The sequence below is a fragment of the Streptomyces sp. NPDC023838 genome (assembly GCF_040639555.1).
In the GTDB taxonomy this organism is placed as follows: domain Bacteria; phylum Actinomycetota; class Actinomycetes; order Streptomycetales; family Streptomycetaceae; genus Streptomyces.
Map to the genome: position 1 here is coordinate 101579 of NZ_JBFAAD010000021.1, position 19352 is coordinate 120930.

Consider the following 19352-nt stretch of genomic DNA (forward strand, 5'->3'; position numbering starts at 1 on the left):
GCGGGTCAGCGTAGGGCCGCCCGGGCCGGGAGCGCCGTGGAGGCGAGGCCCAGGCCGAGGATGCCGAGGGCGAACGAGCCGTACAGGAGTGGCGGGATGTACGGGTCCTCGCCCGTCAGGCCGTTCGTCATGGGGATCAGGGTCGCCAGCGCTATCGCCGTGCCCAGGATCAGGCCCGCCGACGTGACCAGGAGTGCCTCCCAGCGGATCATGCCCATGACCTGCCGGCGCGTCGTGCCGATCAGGCGCAGCGTGCCGAGCTCGCGGCGGCGGTCCAGGACCGTCATGACCAGCGTGTTCGCCGCCGCGACGGCCGCGAAGCCGCCGAGGACGGCCGCCATGGTGGTGTTGGCCCAGGCGTTCAGGTCGCGGTCCACGCTCTTGGCCGTGGCGTAGCCGGCCGCGTCCGTGACCGTGTCGCCGAGCGGCGCCAGCGCGGACGGCCCGGCGCTCCCCTTCACCAGGAGTTCCGTCGGCATCCCCACCGTGGTGGTGTGGGACGCCAGGCCCGCCTGCGGGAGCGTCACCTGTGACAGGCCCAGGCCCCTGTCGTACGTCGCCACCACCCTCAAGGACGCCTTCGCCCCGTCGGGGAGGACGACGTCGAGGCGGCCGCCGACGCGCTTGCCCAGGTCGTTCGCCAGGGTCTTGTCCAGGGCCACCGTTCCCGGGCGCATCGCCTCCAGCGAGCCCTTGCGTACGCCCAGGTCCTGTACGCGCGCCAGGTCCGCGCCCGTCCCCGTGAAGCCCTGCGTGGAGACCGACTGAAGGCCGCCGCCCATATGGACCAGGACGTTCGTACGGGTGATGCCCACCGCCGTCTCGACCCCCGGCGTCACCTTCGCCCGGGCCACCGCGTCCGGGGCCAGGCCCGACGGGCCGGTGACCACCCGGTCCGCGACGAGACCGGCGCGCTGCTGCTTCTCGGTGACGCGGTCCTCGCTGGTGTGCAGGAAGACGAGGGTGGAGGCGAACGCCATGGCCAGCACGATCGGGGTGATCGCGGAGGCGAGACGGCGGGCGTTCGTACGGGCGTTGGCCGCCGCCAGCGCCGCCGGGGCGCCCGCCGCGCGCAGCGGCAGACCGAACAGTCCCGCACACGCGCGGGCGATCAGCGGGCCGAGCAGGGCGACCGCGAGCATGAAGAGCATGACGACGCCGAGGGCCGCGTTCGCCGCGTCTTCGCCCTTCTCGGACGCGGCCACGCCCGCGAGGGCGATGCCGCCGCCGAGGGCCGCCAGGCCCAGGGGTGTACGGATCCAGCCGGCCCGCAGCCGCTCGACCGACGCGTCCCGCAGCGCCTCGCCCGGCTTGGTGCGGGACGGGCGGCGGGCCGCCATGTACCCGGCGACGAGCGAGGTCAGTACGGCCGCGCCGCCCGCCGCCACCATCGGGATCCACGACACCGCCAGGTCCACGGCCTCGGGCACCGCGCCCTTGTCGCGGAGCCGGCCGAACCACCAGGTCGCGAGCGCCACGCCCGGAAGGCAACCCAGCGCGCCCGCGAGCGGGGCGACCAGCAGGGTCTCGCTGGCGATGGTGCGCCGGATCTGGCGCGGGGTCGCGCCGATCGCGCGCAGCAGGGCGTACTCGCGGCGGCGCTGTCCGACGGAGAGCGTGACCGTTCCGGCGGCCGTGAAGACGGCGACCGCCGTGGCCATGCCGCCGAAGGAGCCGCCGAGCCCGGTCAGCAGCTCCTTGGCGAAGGCGAGGCCGCGCGTCTCGACCGCGCCGCGCCCGTCGCCGGTGTGCACCTCGGCCGCGTTCCCGAGCCGCTCGGCGACCTGGGTGGCGAGGGTGGCGGCGGAGGTGCCGGGCTTCGCGAGTACGGCGATGGCGTCGGCCTTGCCCGGGTGCCCCGACAGGGCCATGGCCTGGGTGTCGGTGAACCACATGGTGGCGGGCTCACGCGTGGTGCCGGACACCGTGAACTGCCGCTTGCCGGACGGGGTGTCGACGGCGATCCGGTCGCCGACGGCCGCGTCGCCGTCCGCCGTCACCACGTCACCCGTACGGGGCGGGGTCCCGGCGGTGAGCTTCGTGCCCGTGAAGGCGGTCGAGCCCCAGCCGTGGGCGGTGGCGGGCGTGTGTCCCGTACGCACAGGAAAGGAGACGTCGGGGATCGCGGCGGCCGCGCCCGGGGCCGTCGCCGCGCGGGCCGTCAGGGCGGCGTCGAGCCGCGCCTTGTCCGGCAGCGGGACGGACTCGGTGTCCCGGTCCTCGCCGCTGCCGGTGGTGTAGTGGGCCTGCTGGTCGGCGGCGACGATCACGGGGGCACCGGCGTACCGCTCGGCCGGGACGGATGCGCGCGCGCCCGTCTCCAGGAGGATCCCGCAGGCCGAGACGATCATCGCGGCCATGAAGAGGGCGATGAAGGTGCCGGCGAAGGCGGAGGGTTTGAAGCGGAGGGCTGCGCGGGCGAGGCCGTTGGGGCGGGGGCTCATGGTGGGGTCACTCCTGTGGGGTGGGTGTTGCGGGTTGCGGGTTGCGGGTACGGGTTGCGGCTGCGCCTGCGGCGGGCGGGATTCCCCACCCCGCCCCTTCCCGAAAGCCCTCTGGCGGGCGGCCGGTGGTGGGTCGGGCGGGCTGCTGGGGGCTTCGCCCCCGGACCCCCTTGCTTCGCCTGCGGACCGTAGGTGGCTGGTCGCGCAGTTCCCCGCGCCCCTTATCAGGCCGGTGTTCGTCTGCAGGTCGTGCTGGGTTGCTCGCGCCCACGCGGCGGAGCCGCACATGTCACAGCCCCGCGCCCCTTATCAGGCCGGTGTTCGTCTGCATGTCGTGCTGGGTTGCTCGCTCCCCCAAGTTCTCGGCTTCGCTCGAACAGGGGGGACCCCCATCGCGGCGGAGCCGCACATGTCACAGCCCCGCGCCCCTACAGGGGCGCCCCGCAGGGGCGCATTTAGGGGCGCGGGGAACTGCGCGACCAGCCCCCACCGGCCCGCAGCCGACGAAACAAGCCGCCCGGCCAAGGGCTTTCGGGAAGGGGCGGGGTGGGGGGATTCACGCCGCCATCCCCGCGTACGCCGTCGTCGGCGGCGCCGTCAGCGACGTCATCCGCGCCGCGATCTGCCCCGCCGACGCGCCCGTCAGGGCATCCGCCAGCGATCCGTCCGCAAGAAAAAGGACCTGGTCGGCATAGGCGGCGGCAGACGGATCGTGCGTGACCATGACGACCGTCGTCCCCATCCCGTCCACCGCGTTCCGCAGCAGCGCGAGCACCTCCGCCGCCGTCCTCGTGTCCAGCGCCCCCGTCGGCTCGTCCGCGAAGACGACGTCCGGGCGCGTCACCAGCGCGCGGGCGATCGCGACGCGCTGCTGCTGCCCGCCGGACAGCTCACCGGGACGACGTCGCCCCTTCCCCGCCAGCCCCACCTGCCCCAGCAGCTCCTCCGCCCGGCGCCGGTCCGGCCGCCGCCCCGCCAGCCGCATCGGCAGCAGTACGTTCTGCTCCACCGTCAGCGACGGCAGCAGATTGAACGCCTGGAAAACGAACCCCAGCCGGGCGCGCCGCAGTTCGGTCAGCTTGTTCTCGCTCATGCCCGTGATCTCGGTCCCCCCGAGCCGTACGGACCCGTCCGTCGGCCGGTCCAGCCCCGCCGCGCACTGCAAGAACGTCGACTTCCCCGACCCCGACGGCCCCATCACCGCCGTGAAGCTCCCGCGCGGCAGCCTGAGGTCGATCCCCCGCAGGGCGTGTACGGCCGAGCCGCCGCGCCCGTACTGACGCCGCACCCCGCGCAGCTCGACGGCCCAGCCGGGGTCGCCCTCGACGGCCTCGCCCCGTGCCGCCCGCCGCTTGCCGCGTCCCAGTGCCATTGCCTCGACCCTCTCCTCGTCCGTACGTTGCCGATGTCTCGAACGTACGGATTCGGGCCGGTCCCGAGCCATGGCGGTTCCCGGCGGATCGGGGGTGGGGACATCCCCACCTCTGTACGGGAGTTGTCCCGTGCTGAGCTTCTGCGGCCGCCCGCGGGTCGTTCACCCTCCTCCGGCTCGGCGGCGAGCCCGACCTGCTCCGTACGGAGAGCTACGACATCGGCCGCATGACCGCCAACGCCCCACTGAGCAGGGAGCGTTCAGTCGGTTACGCTCGCCGGCGACGGCGACTGCGTAGAGGTCGCAGATCTCCCCCACGCCGTCGCCATCCGCGACTCCAAGCGGCCCGAGGCGCCGCGCTCACCGTCGGCCCGGGCGTTCACGGCCTTCGTGCGACCTCACGCGTCACGCCTGATCAAGAGCAGCGCACGGTCGTCGTTGACGTCCTTCGCGACCGCCTCGATCAGGTGCCAGGCCGCGCCGTGGAAGCCCGTCGTGACGTAGCGGTCGGCTTCGCCCGTGAGGCGGTCGATGCCCTCCGCGATGTCGCGTTCGGCCGTCTCGACGAGGCCGTCCGTGAAGAGCATCAGGACGTCGCCGGGGCCGAGTGAGCCCTTGACCGGGTGGAACTCGGCCCCGTCGTACACCCCGAGCAGCGGCCCCTCCCCCGACACCTCGCGCCAGCGGCCGGAGCCCGCCTGGAGGTGGAGGGCGGGGAGGTGTCCGGCGGAGAGCAGCTCGTAGTCGCCGGAGTCGAGGTCGAGTACGAGGTGGATCGAGGTCGCGAACCCCTCGTCCCAGTCCTGGCGGAGCAGATAGCCGTTGGCCGCCGGGAGGAAGCCGTGCGGCGGGAGCGAGCCGAGCAGGCCGCCGAACGCGCCGGACAGGAGCAGCGCGCGCGAACCCGCGTCCATGCCCTTGCCGGAGACGTCGGTGAGGACGACTTCGAGCGTGCGGTGCCCGTTGGTGCGGGCCGCCACGACGAAGTCGCCGGAGAAGGACTGCCCGCCCGCCGGGCGCAGGGCCATCTCGCGGTGCCAGCCGCGGGGCAGGCGGGGCAGGGCGGACTGGACGCGGATGCGTTCGCGCAGGTCGAAGAGCATCGTGCCGCCGCGCCGCCAGGGCACGCCGACGCGCGCCCGGAACTGGGCGATCAGCAGGCCGAAGAGACCACAGGCGGCTACCACGAGGACCGTGCCGGGGGTCACCCTGGCGGGGCCCTCCGTGTACGGACCGAGGCGTACGGATTCCACGATCAGGGCGAGGGCGGCGGCCGCGTACAGGCCGAGCAGGCTCGCGGGGCGGAGCAGGACGCCGCCCGCGACGATCGGCAGGACCAGCGCGCTCGGCGCGCACCAGACCGGTGAGACGAGGGTCGCGCAGGCGATCGCGGGGACGGTCAGGAGCAGGCCCGCGAGCGCGATCCAGTCCGAGCCGTCGCCCCGGAAGTAGTCGACCCCGGACTTGCGCAGCGCGATACGTGCCCGGTGCGCCGACTTGCGCCACCGGGCACTGTAAGAATCCGCTCCCACGCGACGTGCCATTGCCGGTGACCCTATCCAGCCGACGCCGCCGTGCGCAGGGGGACCCCTCTGGCCGTACGTTCGAAATCCGGTCGACCGGATCTCATACCCGCTGGTAGTCATGGCGTATGACTGTGGATGTACGTGCCCTGGACCCCGCCGACTTCGATCAGTGGTACGGGGTGGTGGAGCGGGCGTTCGGGGGCGTGCCGGAGGGTCCGGAGCTGGAGGAGTTCTGGCGCACGGTGATCGATCCGGCGCGCTGCCTGGCGGCGTACGAGGGGGCGGCCGTCGTCGGGACGACGCAGACCTTCGCGCTGCCGGTGTCGGTGCCGGGCGGCGGGTTCGTGCCGACCGGGGCGGTCAGCGCGGTGAGCGTCGCGGCGACGCACCGCCGGCGCGGGATCCTCACGTCGATGATGCGCAGCCAGCTGGACGTCCTGCGCGAGGAGGGCGTCCCGCTCGCCGTCCTCACCGCGTCCGAGCCGGGGATCTACGGGCGGTACGGGTTCGGCCTCGCCACCCAGCAGATGAGCCTGGAGATCGACTCCTCGCGGGTGCGGGTGGAGGTGCCTTCGGCGGGCGGGGCCGACGTGACCCTGCGGTACGCGTCCGTCGCGGAGACCGCCTCGGCCTGCGAGGCGGTGTACGGGCGTGCGGTCGGCACGCGCGCGGGGATGTTCCTGCGCACGCCGGGCTGGGAGCGGCATCCGCTGCTCGACCCGCCGGGCTTCCGGGACGGGGGGTCGCCCGCGCAGTGCGTCCTGGCCTCTCGGGGCGACGAGGTCGTCGGGTACGTGCGTTTCCACACCAAGCCGGAGTGGGACGCGGCGGGCCCGAAGGGCGTGGTGACGCTGCGGGACATCAACGCGGACTCGCCCGAGGTGTACGGGGCGCTGTGGCGGTTCCTCTGCGACATCGACCTGACGTCGACGGTCAAGGCGGGCAACCGCCCGGTGGACGATCCGCTGCTGCACCTGGTGTCCGATGTGCGGCGGTGTGGGGTGCGGGTGCGGGACGGGCTGTACGTGCGGCTGGTGGAGGTGGGGGCGGGGCTCGCGTCCCGTACCTACTCCGCCCCGGTCGACGTGGTCTTCGACGTCTCGGACGCGTTCTGCGGGTGGAACGCGGGGCGGTGGCGGTTGAGCGGGGACGGGAAGGGGGCGGTGTGCTCGCGCACGGCGGACGCGGCGGATGTGGCGCTGTCGGTTCGGGACCTGGGGGCGGCGTTCCTGGGCGGGGTGTCGCTGGCGGCCCTGGCGGGGGCGGGGCGGGTACGGGAGCTTCGCGAGGGGGCGGTGGCGGAGGCGGGGGTGGCGTTCGCGACGCGGGTGGCGCCGTGGCTGCCGCACGGTTTTTAGGGGGGATGAGCCCCACCCCGCCCCTTCCCTAAACCCTCCGGGGGTGGGGGCTCCCGGCGGCGATGCCCCCGGACCCTGAGGCGATGCCCCGGACCCCTGAGGCGGGGCCTGCGGCCCCTGCACCCCGCTCCGTTCGTCTGCGGGCCGGCGGGGGCTGGTCGCGCAGTTCCCCGCGCCCCTTGAATGCCGCTGCGCGGCAATCCCCTGGGCGCCCCGAAGGGGCGCATCCAAAGGGGCGCGGGACTGTGACATGTGCGGCTCCGCCGCGTGGGCGCGAGCAACCCAGCACGGTCCGCAGACGAAGCACCGGCCGCCCGCCAGAGGGCTTTCGGGAAGGGGCGGGGTGGGGGCTGGTCCCCGTCTACGCGCGGCCCTGGCAGCCCGGGCACCAGAACAGGTTCCGGGCCGCCAGGTCCGCCGTGCGGATCTCTGTCGCGCAGATGTGGCACGGCAGGTGCGCGCGCCGGTACACGTACACCTCACCCCCGTGGTCGTCGACCCGCGGCGGACGACCCATCGCCGCCGGCATGTGCTCCGGCCGCACCGTATCGATGCGGTTCAGGCGCACACCCTCCCGCATGAGCAGCACCAGGTCCGCCCACATCGCGTCCCACTCCGAACGCGACAGCGAGCGACCCTCCCGGTACGGGTCCACGCCGTGCCGGAACAGGACCTCCGCCCGGTACACGTTGCCGACACCCGCGATGACCTTCTGGTCGAGCAGCAGCGCCGCGATCGTCGTGCGGCTGCGCGAGATCCGGGCCCAGGCCTTCTCGCCGGTGTCGGCGGCCCGCAGCGGGTCCGGGCCCAGACGGGCATGTATGGACGCCTTCTCCGCGTCCGTGATCAGCGCGCAGGTCGTGGGGCCGCGCAGGTCCGCGTACCCGCCGGGACCGGTCAGGCGCAGCCGGACCGTCTCCGTGGCCGGCGGCGCCGGGCCGTCGCCCAGCGCGTACTTGCCGAACAGGCCCAGGTGGATGTGGATCCAGCCCACGGCCTCACCGAAGCCCAGGAAGAGGTGCTTGCCGTGCGCCTGCGCGCACTCCAGCACCTGCCCGTCCACCAGCGCCGCCCCGTCCGAGAACTTCCCCTGCGGGCTCGACGCGCGCACGCGGCGGCCGCCGAACCACTTCTCGTGGTCGGCGGCCAAGCGGTGGATCGTGTGACCCTCGGGCATAACGCCAGGTCAGCCCTGCTGCGGGTGGTGCGCGGGGATCTCGGGGAGTTCGCCCGTGCTCTCGTAACGCGCCAGCATCTCGATGCGGCGGGTGTGGCGCTCCTCGTTCGAGTACGGAGTGCTCAGGAACACCTCGACGAACTTGGTCGCCTCCTCCTGGGTGTGCATCCGCCCACCGATGGAGATCACGTTCGCGTTGTTGTGCTCGCGGCCCAGCGCCGCCGTCTGCTCGCTCCAGGCCAGGGCCGCCCGTACGCCCTTCACCTTGTTCGCGGCGATCTGCTCGCCGTTGCCGGAGCCGCCGATCACGATGCCCAGCGAGTCCGGGTCCGCGGCCGTCTTCTCGGCGGCGCGCAGGCAGAACGGCGGGTAGTCGTCCTGGGCGTCGTAGATGTGGGGACCGCAGTCGACGGCCTCGTGGCCATGGGCCGTGAGCCACTCGACCAGGTGGTTCTTGAGTTCGTATCCGGCATGGTCTGAACCGAGGTACACGCGCATGCCCCCGAGTGTGGCATGCGATCCGGCGGGCAGGGTTCATCGGGGTGAGGACCGGTAAGGAGCTTCGTCCCGGAGAACTGATGACCTTGTTCCCCTCATCACGATTCGGAGTCAGGCCTTCCGTACCTGGGAGTACCGGGCTTCAATGCGTTGGTTCGTAACCCGAGCGACCCTTAGACCTAAGGATTCGTCCATGACCTCGCAACCCTCCCTTGCGAAGGAAGACGGCCGACCGGGCGATCCCGGAACGCCCGACTCCCCCGTCGTCGGCGCCCCGCACGGCTCCAACGGCCTCCAGGCCGGTCTCAAGAACCGTCATCTCTCGATGATCGCCATCGGCGGTGTCATCGGAGCCGGGCTCTTCGTCGGCTCCAGCTCCGGCATCGCCGCCGCCGGGCCCGCCATCCTGCTCTCGTACGCGCTCGTCGGCCTGATGGTCGTCTTCGTCATGCGCATGCTGGGCGAGATGGCCGCCGCGCGACCGACCTCCGGCTCCTTCTCCGCCTACGCCGACCGCGCGCTGGGCCGCTGGGCCGGGTTCTCCATCGGCTGGCTCTACTGGTTCTTCTGGGTCGTGGTGCTCGCCGTCGAGGCGACCGCCGGAGCGAAGATCCTGCACGGCTGGGTCGGGGCGGTCCCGCAGTGGGGCTGGGCACTGATCGTGATGATCGTGCTGACCGCCACCAACCTGGTGTCGGTGTCGTCGTACGGCGAGTTCGAGTTCTGGTTCGCCGGGATCAAGGTCGTGGCCATCGGCGCGTTCGTCGCCATCGGGCTGCTCGCCGTCTTCGGGATACTCCCGGGCTCGGACAACCCCGGCGACGGGTTCGCGCATCTCACCGATGCCGGCGGATTCATGCCGAAGGGCGCCGGGGCGATTCTCACCGGTGTGCTGATGGTCGTCTTCTCCTTCATGGGCAGCGAGATCGTCACCCTGGCCGCCGGTGAGTCCGAGGACCCGCAGCGGGCCGTCACCAAGGCCACCAACAGCGTGATCTGGCGTATCGGCGTCTTCTACCTCGGCTCGATCCTGGTCGTGCTCAGCCTGCTGAAGTGGAACGACCCGGCGATCGTCAAGGACGGCTCGTACGTCGCGGCGCTCAACTCGATCGGCATCCCGCACGCGGGCCAGATCATGAACGTGATCGTGCTGACGGCGGTGCTGTCCTGCCTCAACTCCGGCCTGTACACCGCTTCCCGCATGGCCTTCTCGCTCGGCCAGCGCGGTGACGCGCCGCGCGCCTTCGCCCGTACCAACGCGCGGGGCGTGCCGCAGGCGGCCATCCTCGGCTCGGTCCTCTTCGGGTTCGTGGCCGTCTTCTTCAACTACAAGTGGCCCGACACCGTCTTCGACTTCCTGCTGAACTCGTCCGGCGCGGTCGCGCTGTTCGTGTGGCTGGTCATCTGCTTCACGCAGCTGCGGATGCGCGGGATCATCCTGCGCGAGACGCCGGAGAAGCTGACGGTGAAGATGTGGCTCTTCCCGTATCTGACGTGGGCGACGATCGCGATGATCTCGTTCGTGCTGGTGTACATGCTGACGGACGACGCCGGGCGCAAGCAGGTGCTGCTGTCCCTGCTGGTCGCGGCCGTCGTGGTGGCGATCGCGCTGGTGCGGGACTTCACGCAGCGGTCGGCTCCGGTCCCGGCCGTCGAGGTCGCTCAGAGCGGTGTGAACGACGAGGTCACCGCGGAGTAGGTGCGCAGGGCGTCGTCCTCGGTGGCGGCGAGGTACCAGATGTTGACCTGGTACGACTTGCCGCCCTCGTCGAAGCCCATCTGGCGGGCCTTCCAGGGGGCGCCGTCCTGTGTGAAGTAGTAGTCCCAGACGACGGCCGGGCGGCCGTCGAAGGTGGTCCGCTCCAGGCGGATGTTCCGGTAGCCCGGGACGTCGTGGGAGCCCTGCTCGGCTTCCTGCCACTGGGGCATGAGATCGCCGCCGCGTGCGAGTGCGTACGAGGCGGCGATTTCCTGTTTTCCGCCGGGTGAGTGGTAGTGGATGTTGGACGGGCTCTTGGCGGTACGCGTCCAGCCCTCGGGGGGCGCCCAGGCGAAGCCGGTCTCTCCTCGGGTGCCGGGGGGTGGGGTGGTGGGAGTGCTGGGGGGTCGGGCCGTGCCGGCGACGGTGCTTGTCACGCTGGGGCGCGTGTGGGGGCCGGGGGTGTTGGTGCTGCCGGCGGTGCCGGTGCCGGCGCCGTGTGTCGTGGCCAGGACGACGAGGGTGGCCAGGGCCGCGGCTACGGCGATGGCCGCGGTGGTGGCGAGGCGTCGATTCCCCCACCCCGCCCCTTCCCTGAACCCTCCGGGGGTGGGGGTGGGTTGAGGTGGGAGTGCGAGCGAACTCTCCGGGGGCTGCGCCCCCAGCCCCCCAGCGGGGGCTCCGCCCCCTGCACTCCTGGTGGGGGGCGGGGCGGGCGGGGCAAGCGTGGAGGCCCCGGGGCCGCTTGCGGGGGCTTCGGCCGCTGCGCCCCCGGTGGGCGGGGGCGGGGCGGGGACGCCCGGCCCGGGACTGTCCGCGAGGGCCGCGCCCCCGGCGGGCGGGGGCGCGGCTGGCACGCCCGGCCCGGGGCTGTCCGCGGAGGCTTCGCTCCCCGCGCCCCCTACGGGGCTTCGCCCCGGCGTCCGGCCGGGGTGGGGCGCAGCGGGGTCGCCGGGGCCCCCGGCGGGTGGGGGCAGCGTCGGGGCCCCGGACCCGCTTGCGGAGGCTTCGCCCCCCGCAAGCGGGTGCCTTGGGTCCCGTTTCGTTGCGGGGTGGGGCGTCGGGGGTGGCCGCGTGAGGGTGGGGGTCGGGGGGGTCGCTATCGGGGTCAGGAGTGTGGACAGGGCGTCCAGGGTGGGGCGTTGATCCGGGTCCTTCACCAGGAGCGATGCCAGCGCCGGGGACAACGGGCCTGCTGAGAGCGGGAGTTCGGGCTCCTCGTACAGGACCGCGTGCAGCGTCGCCAGCGTCGTCTCGCGGGCGAACGGGGACTGGCCGCCCACCGCCGCGCACAGCGTCGCCCCCAGGGACCACAGGTCCGACGCCGGGCCCTGGGGCCTGCCGCCCACCCGTTCCGGCGCCATGTAGTCCGGCGAGCCGACCAGCATCCCCACCACCGTCAGCGCCGTCGCGTCCTGGATCGCCGCGATGCCGAAGTCGGTGAGGACCACTCGGCCGGTGCGGCTCAGGAGCACGTTCCCGGGCTTGATGTCTCTGTGTAGGACTCCTACCGCGTGTACTTCCCTCAGCGCCTCCACCAGGCCCAATCCGATCCGCGCCGCCTCTCGCGGGGGCACCGGGCCGTCCTCGACCAGGAGTTGCTCCAGGGAGCGCGCGTCCACCAGCTCCATCACGATCCAGAGGCGGTCGGACTCCTCCACCACGTCGTAGACGCGCACCACGTTCGGATGGTCGATGCGGGCCGTCGCCCGCGCCTCGCGCAGGGTGCGTTCGCGGCGGATGCGGCTGTCCTCGGCGTCGAGGTCGTTCATGCGCATCTCTTTTACGGCGACCTGGCGGTCCAGGATTTCATCGAACGCCCGCCACACCCGCCCCATTCCACCCTGGCCGATCGTGACGTCGAGTCGGTATCGCCCCGCGACCAACAGCCCCCGAATTCCCGGCATTACCGCCCGCCCCCTCAGTACCTGGTGCGACCAGGACAGAAACACGAACTTGCCACCATCACAGCATAATTCCGCGAAATCTTGTGGGACCCTGCTGAGCACTGCTCTCAGTACGCCGGCCGAACAACTCGGCTGAGGGGGATGGGAAATGCGTTCGAAGAAACACTGGGGCTCCGTGGCCGCCGGCCTGTTCGCCGGACTACTCGTACTACCTCTGGGATCACTGGCCTTTGCCGCCGACCCCACACCCGGCAGTGATCAGGGCGGATCGCCCGGGCCCAGCGCCCCGGCCGAGCTCAAGATCTCCACCGAGCTGCCGAAGGAAATCAAGGTCGACAATTCTTCCGGAAAGACCACGCTCACCGCGAAAATCCTCAACAAGGGGACCAAGGACACCGGCCGGGTCACCCTCACGGTCCTCGGCCTCGACGGCATGCGGATCACCGGCGTGGACGGGTGCGTGACGGTGCCCGAGAACCGGCTGCCGAAGGGGACCAATACCGGATTCGCCTGTGTCATCGACAACGTGGCCGCCGGCGCCGACAAGTCGTACACCGTATCCGCCACATACGACCTGAAGAAGACAGGAAAGATCTGTCTTCCGGTCACCGAGGGCACCGGCGAGAAACTGCTGTGGCAGCAGGGGCCGGTCCCGTTCGGGACGACCAAGCCGACGCCCAACGCCCCCGACACCCCCCTGCTGCTCGGCACCGACAACGTTCCGGCCGCGCCGCCCAGCGGCTCCGCCACCCCGCCCCCGACCGCACCCGTCCCGACCGGCAGCCCCGCTCCGACCCCGCCGTCCCAGCTCCCCAAGACCGGTGTCAATGACGGCGTACTGCCGCTGCTCGCGGCCGCCGGACTGCTCCTCTTCGTCGGCACCACCGGCATCTGGTGGGCCAACACCCGCCATCACCACCGTCGGCGCACGCACTGACGGAGAAGGAATCTGACGGAGAAAGCAAAAAAAGGGGCCTGGAGCGCGCGCCAGCGCCTCCAGGCCCCTTCCCTGTGACCGCCCGCGTCCTACTTGCGGCCCACGAACTTCCACGCCGTCGGCAGTGCGCCCATCGCCAACGCCGCCTTCAGCGCGTCGCCCAGCAGGAACGGCGTCAGGCCCGCCGCCACCGCCTGGTTCATCGACATACCGGTCGAGGCGGCCAGGTACGGGACGCCGACCGCGTAGATGATCGCGGAGCCGAGCACCATCGTGCCCGCGGTGCGCAGCACCGAGCGGTCGCCGCCGCGGCGGGCGAGGGCGCCCACGACGGTGGAGGCGAGCAGCATGCCCAGGACGTAGCCGAAGGACGCGCCGCCCGCGCCCGAGGTGCCGCCCGCGAACCACGGCATCCCGGCCATGCCGATCAGCGCGTACAGACCGAGCGAGAGGAAGCCGCGGCGGGCGCCGAGCGAGGTGCCCACCAGCAGCGCCGCGAAGGTCTGGCCGGTGACGGGGACCGGGGAGCCCGGGACGGGCACGGCGATCTGGGCGGCCACGCCGGTGAGCGCCGCGCCGCCGAGCACCAGGGCGATGTCCCGGGTGCGGGCGCCGGGCAGCAGGTCGGCGAGGACCTTTCCGGTGCGGGGTGCTGCGGCGGGGGCGGGGGCAGTGGTCGTGGCCATCGTGGGCTCCGCGGGGTCGGGGACGGGCAGTTACGTGCTGGGGACACCGTGACGTTAGCCGAGCGACTCTGACTCGATCACCATCAGCGGCCCACAAAGCAGTGGTTGAGCCCTTGGTGGAGATCACACAAAGGCCGGACTGCTTCCGTCCGTTGGGGTGACCCTCGTCACTGCATCGATGAGGAGTACGTACGGTTTTGCGGATCGGGCCGGAACTCGGGGAGACTGTAGGTTCCCCATAAATGATCAGTCACTGGCCGGTCACCGGTCAGTCGCTGGTACGAGAGTTACGAGCGCCATGCACGACGGCAAGACCACGGCCGGGGCCACCGCCGCCGACACCGCCTCGGTGGAGGCCGAGCCGCTGTCCCACGGGCTGAAGCAGCGCCACCTGACCATGCTGGGCCTGGGCGGGGTGATCGGCGCCGGTCTCTTCGTGGGGTCGGGGGCCGGGATCGCGGTGGCGGGGCCGGGGATCGTCGTCTCGTATCTGATCGCGGGCGCGATCGCGATGCTGGTGATGCGGATGCTCGGGGAGATGTCGTCGGCGATGCCCGCCTCGGGGTCGTTCTCGGTGCACGCGGAGCGGGCGCTCGGCCGGTGGGCCGGGTTCAGCGTCGGCTGGCTGTACTGGTTCCTGCTGGTGGTCGTCCTCGCCGTGGAGGCGACGGGCGCGGCGCAGATCGCGCACGGCTGGGTGCCGGGGATGCCGCAGTGGGCCTGGGTCCTGGTCTTCATGGTCGTGTTCACGGTGGCCAATCTGGCGGCCGTGAAGAACTTCGGTGAGTTCGAGTTCTGGTTCGCCACACTCAAGGTCGGCGCGATCGTGCTGTTCCTGGCGCTCGGGCTGCTGGCCGTTTTCGGGGTGCTGCCCGACACCGACCCCGTCGGGTTCGCCAACCTCACCGGGCAGGGCGGCTTCCTGCCCAACGGCTGGGACGGCGTGGTCTCCGGCGTCCTCGCGGTGATCTTCGCCTTCGGCGGTCTTGAGGTCGTCACCATCGCGGCCGCCGAGTCGGACGACCCGGTGCGCGCGGTCGGCCGCGCGGTGCGCAGCGCGGTCTGGCGCATCCTCTTCTTCTATGTGGGCTCGATGCTGGTCATCGTGACCCTGCTGCCGTGGACGTCGATGGAGCCCGGTCACAGCCCGTACGTCGCCGTGCTCGACTCGATCGGGGTCTCGGGCGCGGGGCAGATCATGAACGTGGTCGTCTTCGTCGCCCTGCTCTCCGCACTGAACGCCAATCTGTACGGCTCCTCGCGGATGGTCTTCTCGCTGGCCGAGCGCGGCGAGGCGCCGAATGGGCTGCTCAAGGTGTCGGGCGGCGGCGTGCCCCGGCGCGCGGTCATCGCGTCGGTCGCCTTCGGGTTCGTCTCGGTGCTGCTCAATCTGAAGTGGCCCGACTCGGTCTTCCTCTACATGCTCAACGCGGTCGGCGCGGTGCTCCTGTTCGTCTGGGGCCTGATCGCCGTCTCGCAGCTGCGGCTGCGGCCCCGGATCGAGCGCGAGGCCCCGGAGCGGCTCACGCTGCGGATGTGGGCCTTCCCGTGGCTGACGTGGGCGGCGCTCGCGGCGATGGCGGCCGTGCTCGTCCTGATGCTCCTCGACGACGACGCCCGGCCCCAGGTGCTGTGGTCGGCGGGCGCGACGGGCGCGGTGCTCGTGGTCGCCTTCGTACGGGAGTGGCGGGCGAGGACCGCTGAAGCGGCCGAAGTAGCCGACCGATCGTCAGGTCGGTAGTTACGGGCGGGTTTGGCGGGACCCACGAGGGTGGACGTGTAGATTCCGGGGACGAGATGTGCGCAGGGTTTCACGCTGTGTGAGTCGAGTGTCCGGATAGCGGTCTGGTGTTCCCTCTGATCGGTGCCACGCCCAGACTGTGGCTCCCGCCCCCCGTCTCAGCTAGTGAACAGGGCCTGCCCATGTCCCGGACAAACGCGCCCGCGACGACCGACGCACCGCCGAAGGTCGACTCCCCCCTCACCCACGGTCTCAAGCAGCGCCACCTCTCGATGATCGCCCTCGGCGGCGTCATCGGCGCCGGGCTCTTCGTCGGCTCCGGCGCCGGAATCGCCGCCGCCGGGCCCTCGATCGTCCTCGCCTACGGCATATCCGGCGCGCTCGTCATGCTCGTGATGCGCATGCTGGGCGAGATGTCGGCGGCCAACCCCGCGTCCGGCTCCTTCTCCGTACACGCCGACCGGGCCATCGGGCCCTGGGCCGGGTTCACCGCCGGCTGGGCGTTCTGGGTGCTGCTCTGTGTGGCGGTCGGCCTGGAGGGCATCGGCGCCGCCAAGATCGTGACAGGCTGGCTGCCCGGTACGCCCGAGTGGGCCTGGGTCGCGCTGTTCATGCTCGTCTTCACCGCCACCAACCTCGCGGCCGTGAAGAACTTCGGCGAGTTCGAGTTCTGGTTCGCGGCGCTCAAGGTCGCCGCGATCACCCTCTTCCTCGTCCTCGGCCTGCTCGCCATCCTCGGCGTCCTGCCGGACACGCCCGCCCCCGGCACCTCCAACCTCACCGGCGAGGGCGGATTCCTGCCCAACGGCTCCGAGGGTCTGGTGCTCGGACTGCTCGCCTCCGTCTTCGCGTACGGCGGTCTGGAGACGGTCACCATCGCGGCCGCCGAGTCCGAGAAGCCGGTCCAGGGCGTCGCCCGCGCGGTGCGCACCGCCATGTGGCGCATCGCCGTCTTCTACATCGGCTCGATGGCGGTCATCGTCACGCTGGTGCCCTGGAACGACAAGGCCGTGGTGGAGAAGGGCCCGTACGTGGCCGCGCTCGACCACCTCGGCATCGACGGCGCCGGGCAGATCATGAACGTGGTCGTCCTGGTCGCCCTGCTCTCCGCGATGAACGCCAACATCTACGGCGCGTCCCGCATGGCCTACTCGCTGGTCGACCGGGGCCAGGGCCCCAAGGCGCTCGGCCGGATCTCCAGCGGCGTGCCGCGCGTCGGGGTGCTGTGCTCCTCGGTCTTCGGCTTCGGGTGCGTGCTGCTGAGCTACTGGCGGCCGGACGACGTCTTCCCCTGGCTGCTGAACATGATCGGCGCGGTGATCCTGGTCGTCTGGATCTTCATCGCCGTCTCCCAGCTGCTGCTGCGCCGGCGCACCGAGCGCGAGACGCCCGAGAAGCTGGTCGTGAGGATGTGGCTGTACCCGGGGCTGACCTGGGTGGCGCTGGCGGCGATGGCCGGGATCTTCGTCCTGATGGCCCGTCAGCCCGACACCCGCGACCAGCTGATGGCGACGGGGGCGCTGACGGTGGTGCTGGCCGTCATCGGCTACGCGCGCCAGCGCAGGGGAGCCCGCCAGGAGGCCTGAGCCACCCCGCCCGAAGCCCGCGAGGCCCGCGCGAAGCCCGCGCGAAGCCCTGTGTCCGGAGGTCCTAGACCTGCGGGCGCAGGGCTTTTTGCTGAGGCCACCCCTGGCCGCGACTCCACGTACCTGCTGGTAGCGTGCACTTGCACATCAGTTGCAACAAGCAGTCGGAGGGGCTTCGGACATGGCCATTTACACGCTTCCTGAACTTCCGTACGACTACGCCGCGCTCGAACCCGTCATCAGCCCGGAGATCATCGAGCTGCACCACGACAAGCACCACGCGGCGTACGTGAAGGGCGCGAACGACACCCTGGAGCAGCTCGCGGAGGCCCGCGACAAGGACGCCTGGGGCTCGGTCAACGGCCTGGAGAAGAACCTCGCGTTCCACCTCTCCGGCCACATCCTGCACTCGATCTACTGGCACAACATGACCGGCGACGGCGGCGGCGAGCCGCTGGAGAAGGACGGCACCGGCGAGCTGGCGGACGCCATCGCCGAATCCTTCGGCTCCTTCGCCAAGTTCAAGGCCCAGCTGACCAAGGCGTCGGCGACGACGCAGGGTTCGGGCTGGGGCGTCCTCGCGTACGAGCCGGTCAGCGGCCGTCTCGTCGTCGAGCAGATCTACGACCACCAGGGCAACGTCGGCCAGGGCTCCACCCCGATCCTGGTCTTCGACGCCTGGGAGCACGCCTTCTACCTCCAGTACAAGAACCAGAAGGTGGACTTCATCGAGGCGATGTGGCGCGTCGTCAACTGGCAGGACGTGGCGAGGCGTTACGCCGCGGCGAAGGCCGCCGGGAACAACCTGCTGCTCGTCCCGTAGGGCGGAACCCGGCTCCGCCCGGCCCCCTGATCGCCCTGCTCGTGATCGTCTTCTCAGCCTTCGCGTGCGGGCGTTGTGAACGGACGGCCCCCGCGAGGACGTGACTCGCGGGGGCCGTTCGCTGCGCGTGCCGGGCCCGCTGCGCATGCCGTTCGGTCCCGTGAGCCGTCTCTTCCGTGCGGTGTCCGCTCCGGTACGCCGTTGTCAGTGGCGGGTGCCATGCTCGGAGCCATGGACACACAGGAGTTCTGGACGCTCATCGACGACGCCCGCGCGCAGGTGGTGCACGCGGCGGACGCCGAGGCGGTGGCGGCGCGGGCCGCGGCGCTGCTCTCGGCCCGGCCGGTCGACGAGATAGTGGCATTCCAGCAGGTCTTCTGGGACCTGATGGCCGCCTCCTACCGCCAGCCGCTCTGGGCCGCGGCGTACACGATCAACGGCGGGTGCTCGGACGACGGGTTCGACTGTTTCCGGGGCTGGCTGATCGCGCAGGGGCGCGAGGTGTTCGACCGGGCGGTGGCCGACCCGGACGAGCTGGCGGGCCTGACGGCGGTGCGGGACGCGGCGGTGGAGGGCTGGGAGATGGAGTGCGAGGAGGCGCTCGGCATCGCCTGGGACGCGCATCTGGCCGCCACCGGCAAGGAGCTGCCCGGCGACAGCTTCACGATCCGCTACCCGGAGCTGGACCCGGGCTGGGACTTCGACTTCGACGACACGGGGGAGATGGCGAGACGCCTGCCGCGGCTGGCAGCGCTGTACGGGGAGTAGGCGGGGGGTGCGGCACGGCCCCCGCGAGTGGGTGACTCGCGGGGGCCGTGACACCGGGGGCGCCGGATCAGTCGAAGATCGGGCCCGTCGTGCGCGTGCGCTTGATCTCGTAGAAGCCGGGCGTCGAGGCGACCAGGAGCGTGCCGTCCCACAGGCGCGCGGCGGCTTCGCCCTTGGGGGCCGGGGTGACGACCGGGCCGAAGAAGGCGATCTGCTCGCCGTCCGCGCCGGGCACCGCGATGACCGGGGTGCCGACGTCCTGGCCGACCTTGTCTATGCCCTCCTTGTGGGAGGCGCGCAGCTCGGCGTCGAACTCGTAGGCGCTGTTGTCGACGTCCGCGTAGTCGGCGAGCTCCGCGGGCAGGCCCGCCTCCTCCAGGGCGGCGACCAGCACCTCGCGGCCGGAGCCGAGGTCCTGGTTGTGGAAGCGGGTGCCGAGCGCGGTGTACAGCCTGCCGAGGACCTCCTCGCCGTACTTCTGCTGCGCGGCCATGACGACCTTGACCGGGCCCCAGGCCCGCGTCGTCAGGAACTCGCGGTAGGACTCGGGCAGCTCGTCGAGCCTGTCCTCGTTGAGGACGCCCAGGCTCATCACGTGCCAGCGGACCTCGACGTCGCGGACCTTCTCGACCTCCAGCATCCAGCGGGACGTCATCCAGGCCCAGGGACAGAGCGGGTCGAACCAGAAGTCGACGGGGGTCTTCCCGGTCTGGGGCGGGGTCTCGGACATGTCTCTCCTCATCGGGCCACGCTTGGGAAATCACCGGAGGGAACGTCTTTGGCCACCCGTCGCATTCCCGCGTGTCCGGGGTCCGGCGGGCATGGCAGGA

At 71.7% G+C, this 19352-nt stretch carries 15 protein-coding genes and 1 pseudogene; 8 read left to right on the forward strand and 8 right to left on the reverse strand.

The genetic code is table 11. The annotated features are described in order from the left end of the window. Positions 1 to 5: 5 nt before the first annotated feature. On the reverse strand, positions 6 to 2444 hold the full coding sequence (locus AB0G17_RS24380; protein WP_361386545.1) for an FtsX-like permease family protein: 2439 nt from the start codon (positions 2442 to 2444) through the stop codon (positions 6 to 8). 556 nt (positions 2445 to 3000) lie between these two features. Beyond that, positions 3001 to 3816 (reverse strand): ABC transporter ATP-binding protein, encoded by an 816-nt coding sequence (locus tag AB0G17_RS24385; protein ID WP_361386548.1) that lies wholly within the window; start codon positions 3814 to 3816, stop codon positions 3001 to 3003. A 291-nt stretch (positions 3817 to 4107) separates the two neighbouring features. On the opposite strand from AB0G17_RS24385, the pseudogene AB0G17_RS24390 reads away from it, so the two are divergent. After that, positions 4108 to 4200 (forward strand): annotated as a pseudogene (locus tag AB0G17_RS24390) (DUF397 domain-containing protein); the annotation flags it as partial. Positions 4201 to 4214: 14 nt separating this feature from the next. Here AB0G17_RS24390 and AB0G17_RS24395 read toward each other — a convergent pair. After that, positions 4215 to 5360 (reverse strand): PP2C family protein-serine/threonine phosphatase, encoded by a 1146-nt coding sequence (locus AB0G17_RS24395; RefSeq protein ID WP_361386551.1) that lies wholly within the window; start codon positions 5358 to 5360, stop codon positions 4215 to 4217. A gap of 107 nt (positions 5361 to 5467) precedes the next feature. Here AB0G17_RS24395 and AB0G17_RS24400 point away from each other — a divergent pair, with 107 nt between their 5' ends. Continuing rightward, on the forward strand, positions 5468 to 6700 hold the full coding sequence (locus tag AB0G17_RS24400; protein WP_361386554.1) for a GNAT family N-acetyltransferase: 1233 nt from the start codon (positions 5468 to 5470) through the stop codon (positions 6698 to 6700). 361 nt (positions 6701 to 7061) lie between these two features. Here AB0G17_RS24400 and AB0G17_RS24405 read toward each other — a convergent pair whose 3' ends face one another. Continuing rightward, positions 7062 to 7877 carry a DNA-formamidopyrimidine glycosylase family protein gene (locus AB0G17_RS24405; RefSeq protein WP_361386557.1) on the reverse strand — a complete coding sequence of 272 codons (816 nt, stop codon included), beginning with the start codon at positions 7875 to 7877 and terminating at the stop codon, positions 7062 to 7064. 9 nt (positions 7878 to 7886) lie between these two features. Then, positions 7887 to 8375 carry a ribose-5-phosphate isomerase gene (locus AB0G17_RS24410; RefSeq protein WP_361386560.1) on the reverse strand — a complete coding sequence of 163 codons (489 nt, stop codon included), beginning with the start codon at positions 8373 to 8375 and terminating at the stop codon, positions 7887 to 7889. 193 nt (positions 8376 to 8568) lie between these two features. Between AB0G17_RS24410 and AB0G17_RS24415 the strand changes: the two genes are divergently transcribed. Continuing rightward, complete coding sequence (locus AB0G17_RS24415; protein ID WP_361386563.1) at positions 8569 to 10074, forward strand: amino acid permease; 1506 nt, start codon at positions 8569 to 8571, stop codon at positions 10072 to 10074. Here the strand turns inward: AB0G17_RS24415 and AB0G17_RS24420 are convergent. After that, positions 10038 to 11981 (reverse strand): serine/threonine-protein kinase, encoded by a 1944-nt coding sequence (locus AB0G17_RS24420; protein ID WP_361386566.1) that lies wholly within the window; start codon positions 11979 to 11981, stop codon positions 10038 to 10040. The genes AB0G17_RS24415 and AB0G17_RS24420 overlap by 37 nt on opposite strands. A gap of 148 nt (positions 11982 to 12129) precedes the next feature. On the opposite strand from AB0G17_RS24420, the gene AB0G17_RS24425 reads away from it, so the two are divergent. Continuing rightward, positions 12130 to 12918, forward strand: coding sequence for a hypothetical protein (locus tag AB0G17_RS24425; protein ID WP_361386569.1), 789 nt, complete (start codon positions 12130 to 12132; stop codon positions 12916 to 12918). 89 nt (positions 12919 to 13007) lie between these two features. Here the strand turns inward: AB0G17_RS24425 and AB0G17_RS24430 are convergent, their stop codons facing one another. Continuing rightward, positions 13008 to 13604, reverse strand: a complete 597-nt coding sequence (locus AB0G17_RS24430) for a biotin transporter BioY (protein ID WP_361386572.1) — start codon at positions 13602 to 13604, stop codon at positions 13008 to 13010. A gap of 298 nt (positions 13605 to 13902) precedes the next feature. On the opposite strand from AB0G17_RS24430, the gene AB0G17_RS24435 reads away from it, so the two are divergent. The 4 genes from AB0G17_RS24435 (at position 13903) to AB0G17_RS24450 (ending at position 18522) form a co-directional block, all read left to right on the forward strand. Further along, positions 13903 to 15345, forward strand: a complete 1443-nt coding sequence (locus tag AB0G17_RS24435; protein ID WP_361386575.1) for an amino acid permease — start codon at positions 13903 to 13905, stop codon at positions 15343 to 15345. 182 nt (positions 15346 to 15527) lie between these two features. Continuing rightward, a complete protein-coding gene (locus tag AB0G17_RS24440; protein ID WP_361386578.1) occupies positions 15528 to 16931 on the forward strand; it encodes an amino acid permease in 1404 nt (467 codons plus the stop codon). Between the two features lie 181 nt (positions 16932 to 17112). Then, on the forward strand, positions 17113 to 17754 hold the full coding sequence (locus tag AB0G17_RS24445) for a superoxide dismutase (RefSeq protein WP_361386581.1): 642 nt from the start codon (positions 17113 to 17115) through the stop codon (positions 17752 to 17754). Positions 17755 to 17985: 231 nt separating this feature from the next. After that, a complete protein-coding gene (locus AB0G17_RS24450) occupies positions 17986 to 18522 on the forward strand; it encodes a DUF4240 domain-containing protein (protein WP_361386584.1) in 537 nt (178 codons plus the stop codon). A 67-nt stretch (positions 18523 to 18589) separates the two neighbouring features. Here AB0G17_RS24450 and AB0G17_RS24455 read toward each other — a convergent pair whose 3' ends face one another. Further along, positions 18590 to 19252 carry a DsbA family protein gene (locus tag AB0G17_RS24455; protein WP_361386587.1) on the reverse strand — a complete coding sequence of 221 codons (663 nt, stop codon included), beginning with the start codon at positions 19250 to 19252 and terminating at the stop codon, positions 18590 to 18592. Between the last annotated feature and the right edge of the window lie 100 nt (positions 19253 to 19352).

Excerpts from the sequence above, each read along its gene's own strand:
- AB0G17_RS24405 (WP_361386557.1), bottom strand. The coding sequence starts at position 7,877 with ATGCCCGAGGGTCACACGATCCACCGCTTGGCCGCCGACCACGAGAAG.
- AB0G17_RS24420 (WP_361386566.1), bottom strand. The coding sequence starts at position 11,981 with ATGCCGGGAATTCGGGGGCTGTTGGTCGCGGGGCGATACCGACTCGAC.
- AB0G17_RS24410 (WP_361386560.1), bottom strand. The coding sequence starts at position 8,375 with ATGCGCGTGTACCTCGGTTCAGACCATGCCGGATACGAACTCAAGAAC.
- AB0G17_RS24380 (WP_361386545.1), bottom strand. The coding sequence starts at position 2,444 with ATGAGCCCCCGCCCCAACGGCCTCGCCCGCGCAGCCCTCCGCTTCAAA.
- AB0G17_RS24455 (WP_361386587.1), bottom strand. The coding sequence starts at position 19,252 with ATGTCCGAGACCCCGCCCCAGACCGGGAAGACCCCCGTCGACTTCTGG.
- AB0G17_RS24415 (WP_361386563.1), top strand. The coding sequence starts at position 8,569 with ATGACCTCGCAACCCTCCCTTGCGAAGGAAGACGGCCGACCGGGCGAT.
- AB0G17_RS24435 (WP_361386575.1), top strand. The coding sequence starts at position 13,903 with ATGCACGACGGCAAGACCACGGCCGGGGCCACCGCCGCCGACACCGCC.
- AB0G17_RS24385 (WP_361386548.1), bottom strand. The coding sequence starts at position 3,816 with ATGGCACTGGGACGCGGCAAGCGGCGGGCGGCACGGGGCGAGGCCGTC.
- AB0G17_RS24430 (WP_361386572.1), bottom strand. The coding sequence starts at position 13,604 with ATGGCCACGACCACTGCCCCCGCCCCCGCCGCAGCACCCCGCACCGGA.
- AB0G17_RS24400 (WP_361386554.1), top strand. The coding sequence starts at position 5,468 with ATGACTGTGGATGTACGTGCCCTGGACCCCGCCGACTTCGATCAGTGG.
- AB0G17_RS24450 (WP_361386584.1), top strand. The coding sequence starts at position 17,986 with ATGGACACACAGGAGTTCTGGACGCTCATCGACGACGCCCGCGCGCAG.
- AB0G17_RS24445 (WP_361386581.1), top strand. The coding sequence starts at position 17,113 with ATGGCCATTTACACGCTTCCTGAACTTCCGTACGACTACGCCGCGCTC.
- AB0G17_RS24440 (WP_361386578.1), top strand. The coding sequence starts at position 15,528 with ATGTCCCGGACAAACGCGCCCGCGACGACCGACGCACCGCCGAAGGTC.
- AB0G17_RS24395 (WP_361386551.1), bottom strand. The coding sequence starts at position 5,360 with ATGGCACGTCGCGTGGGAGCGGATTCTTACAGTGCCCGGTGGCGCAAG.
- AB0G17_RS24425 (WP_361386569.1), top strand. The coding sequence starts at position 12,130 with ATGCGTTCGAAGAAACACTGGGGCTCCGTGGCCGCCGGCCTGTTCGCC.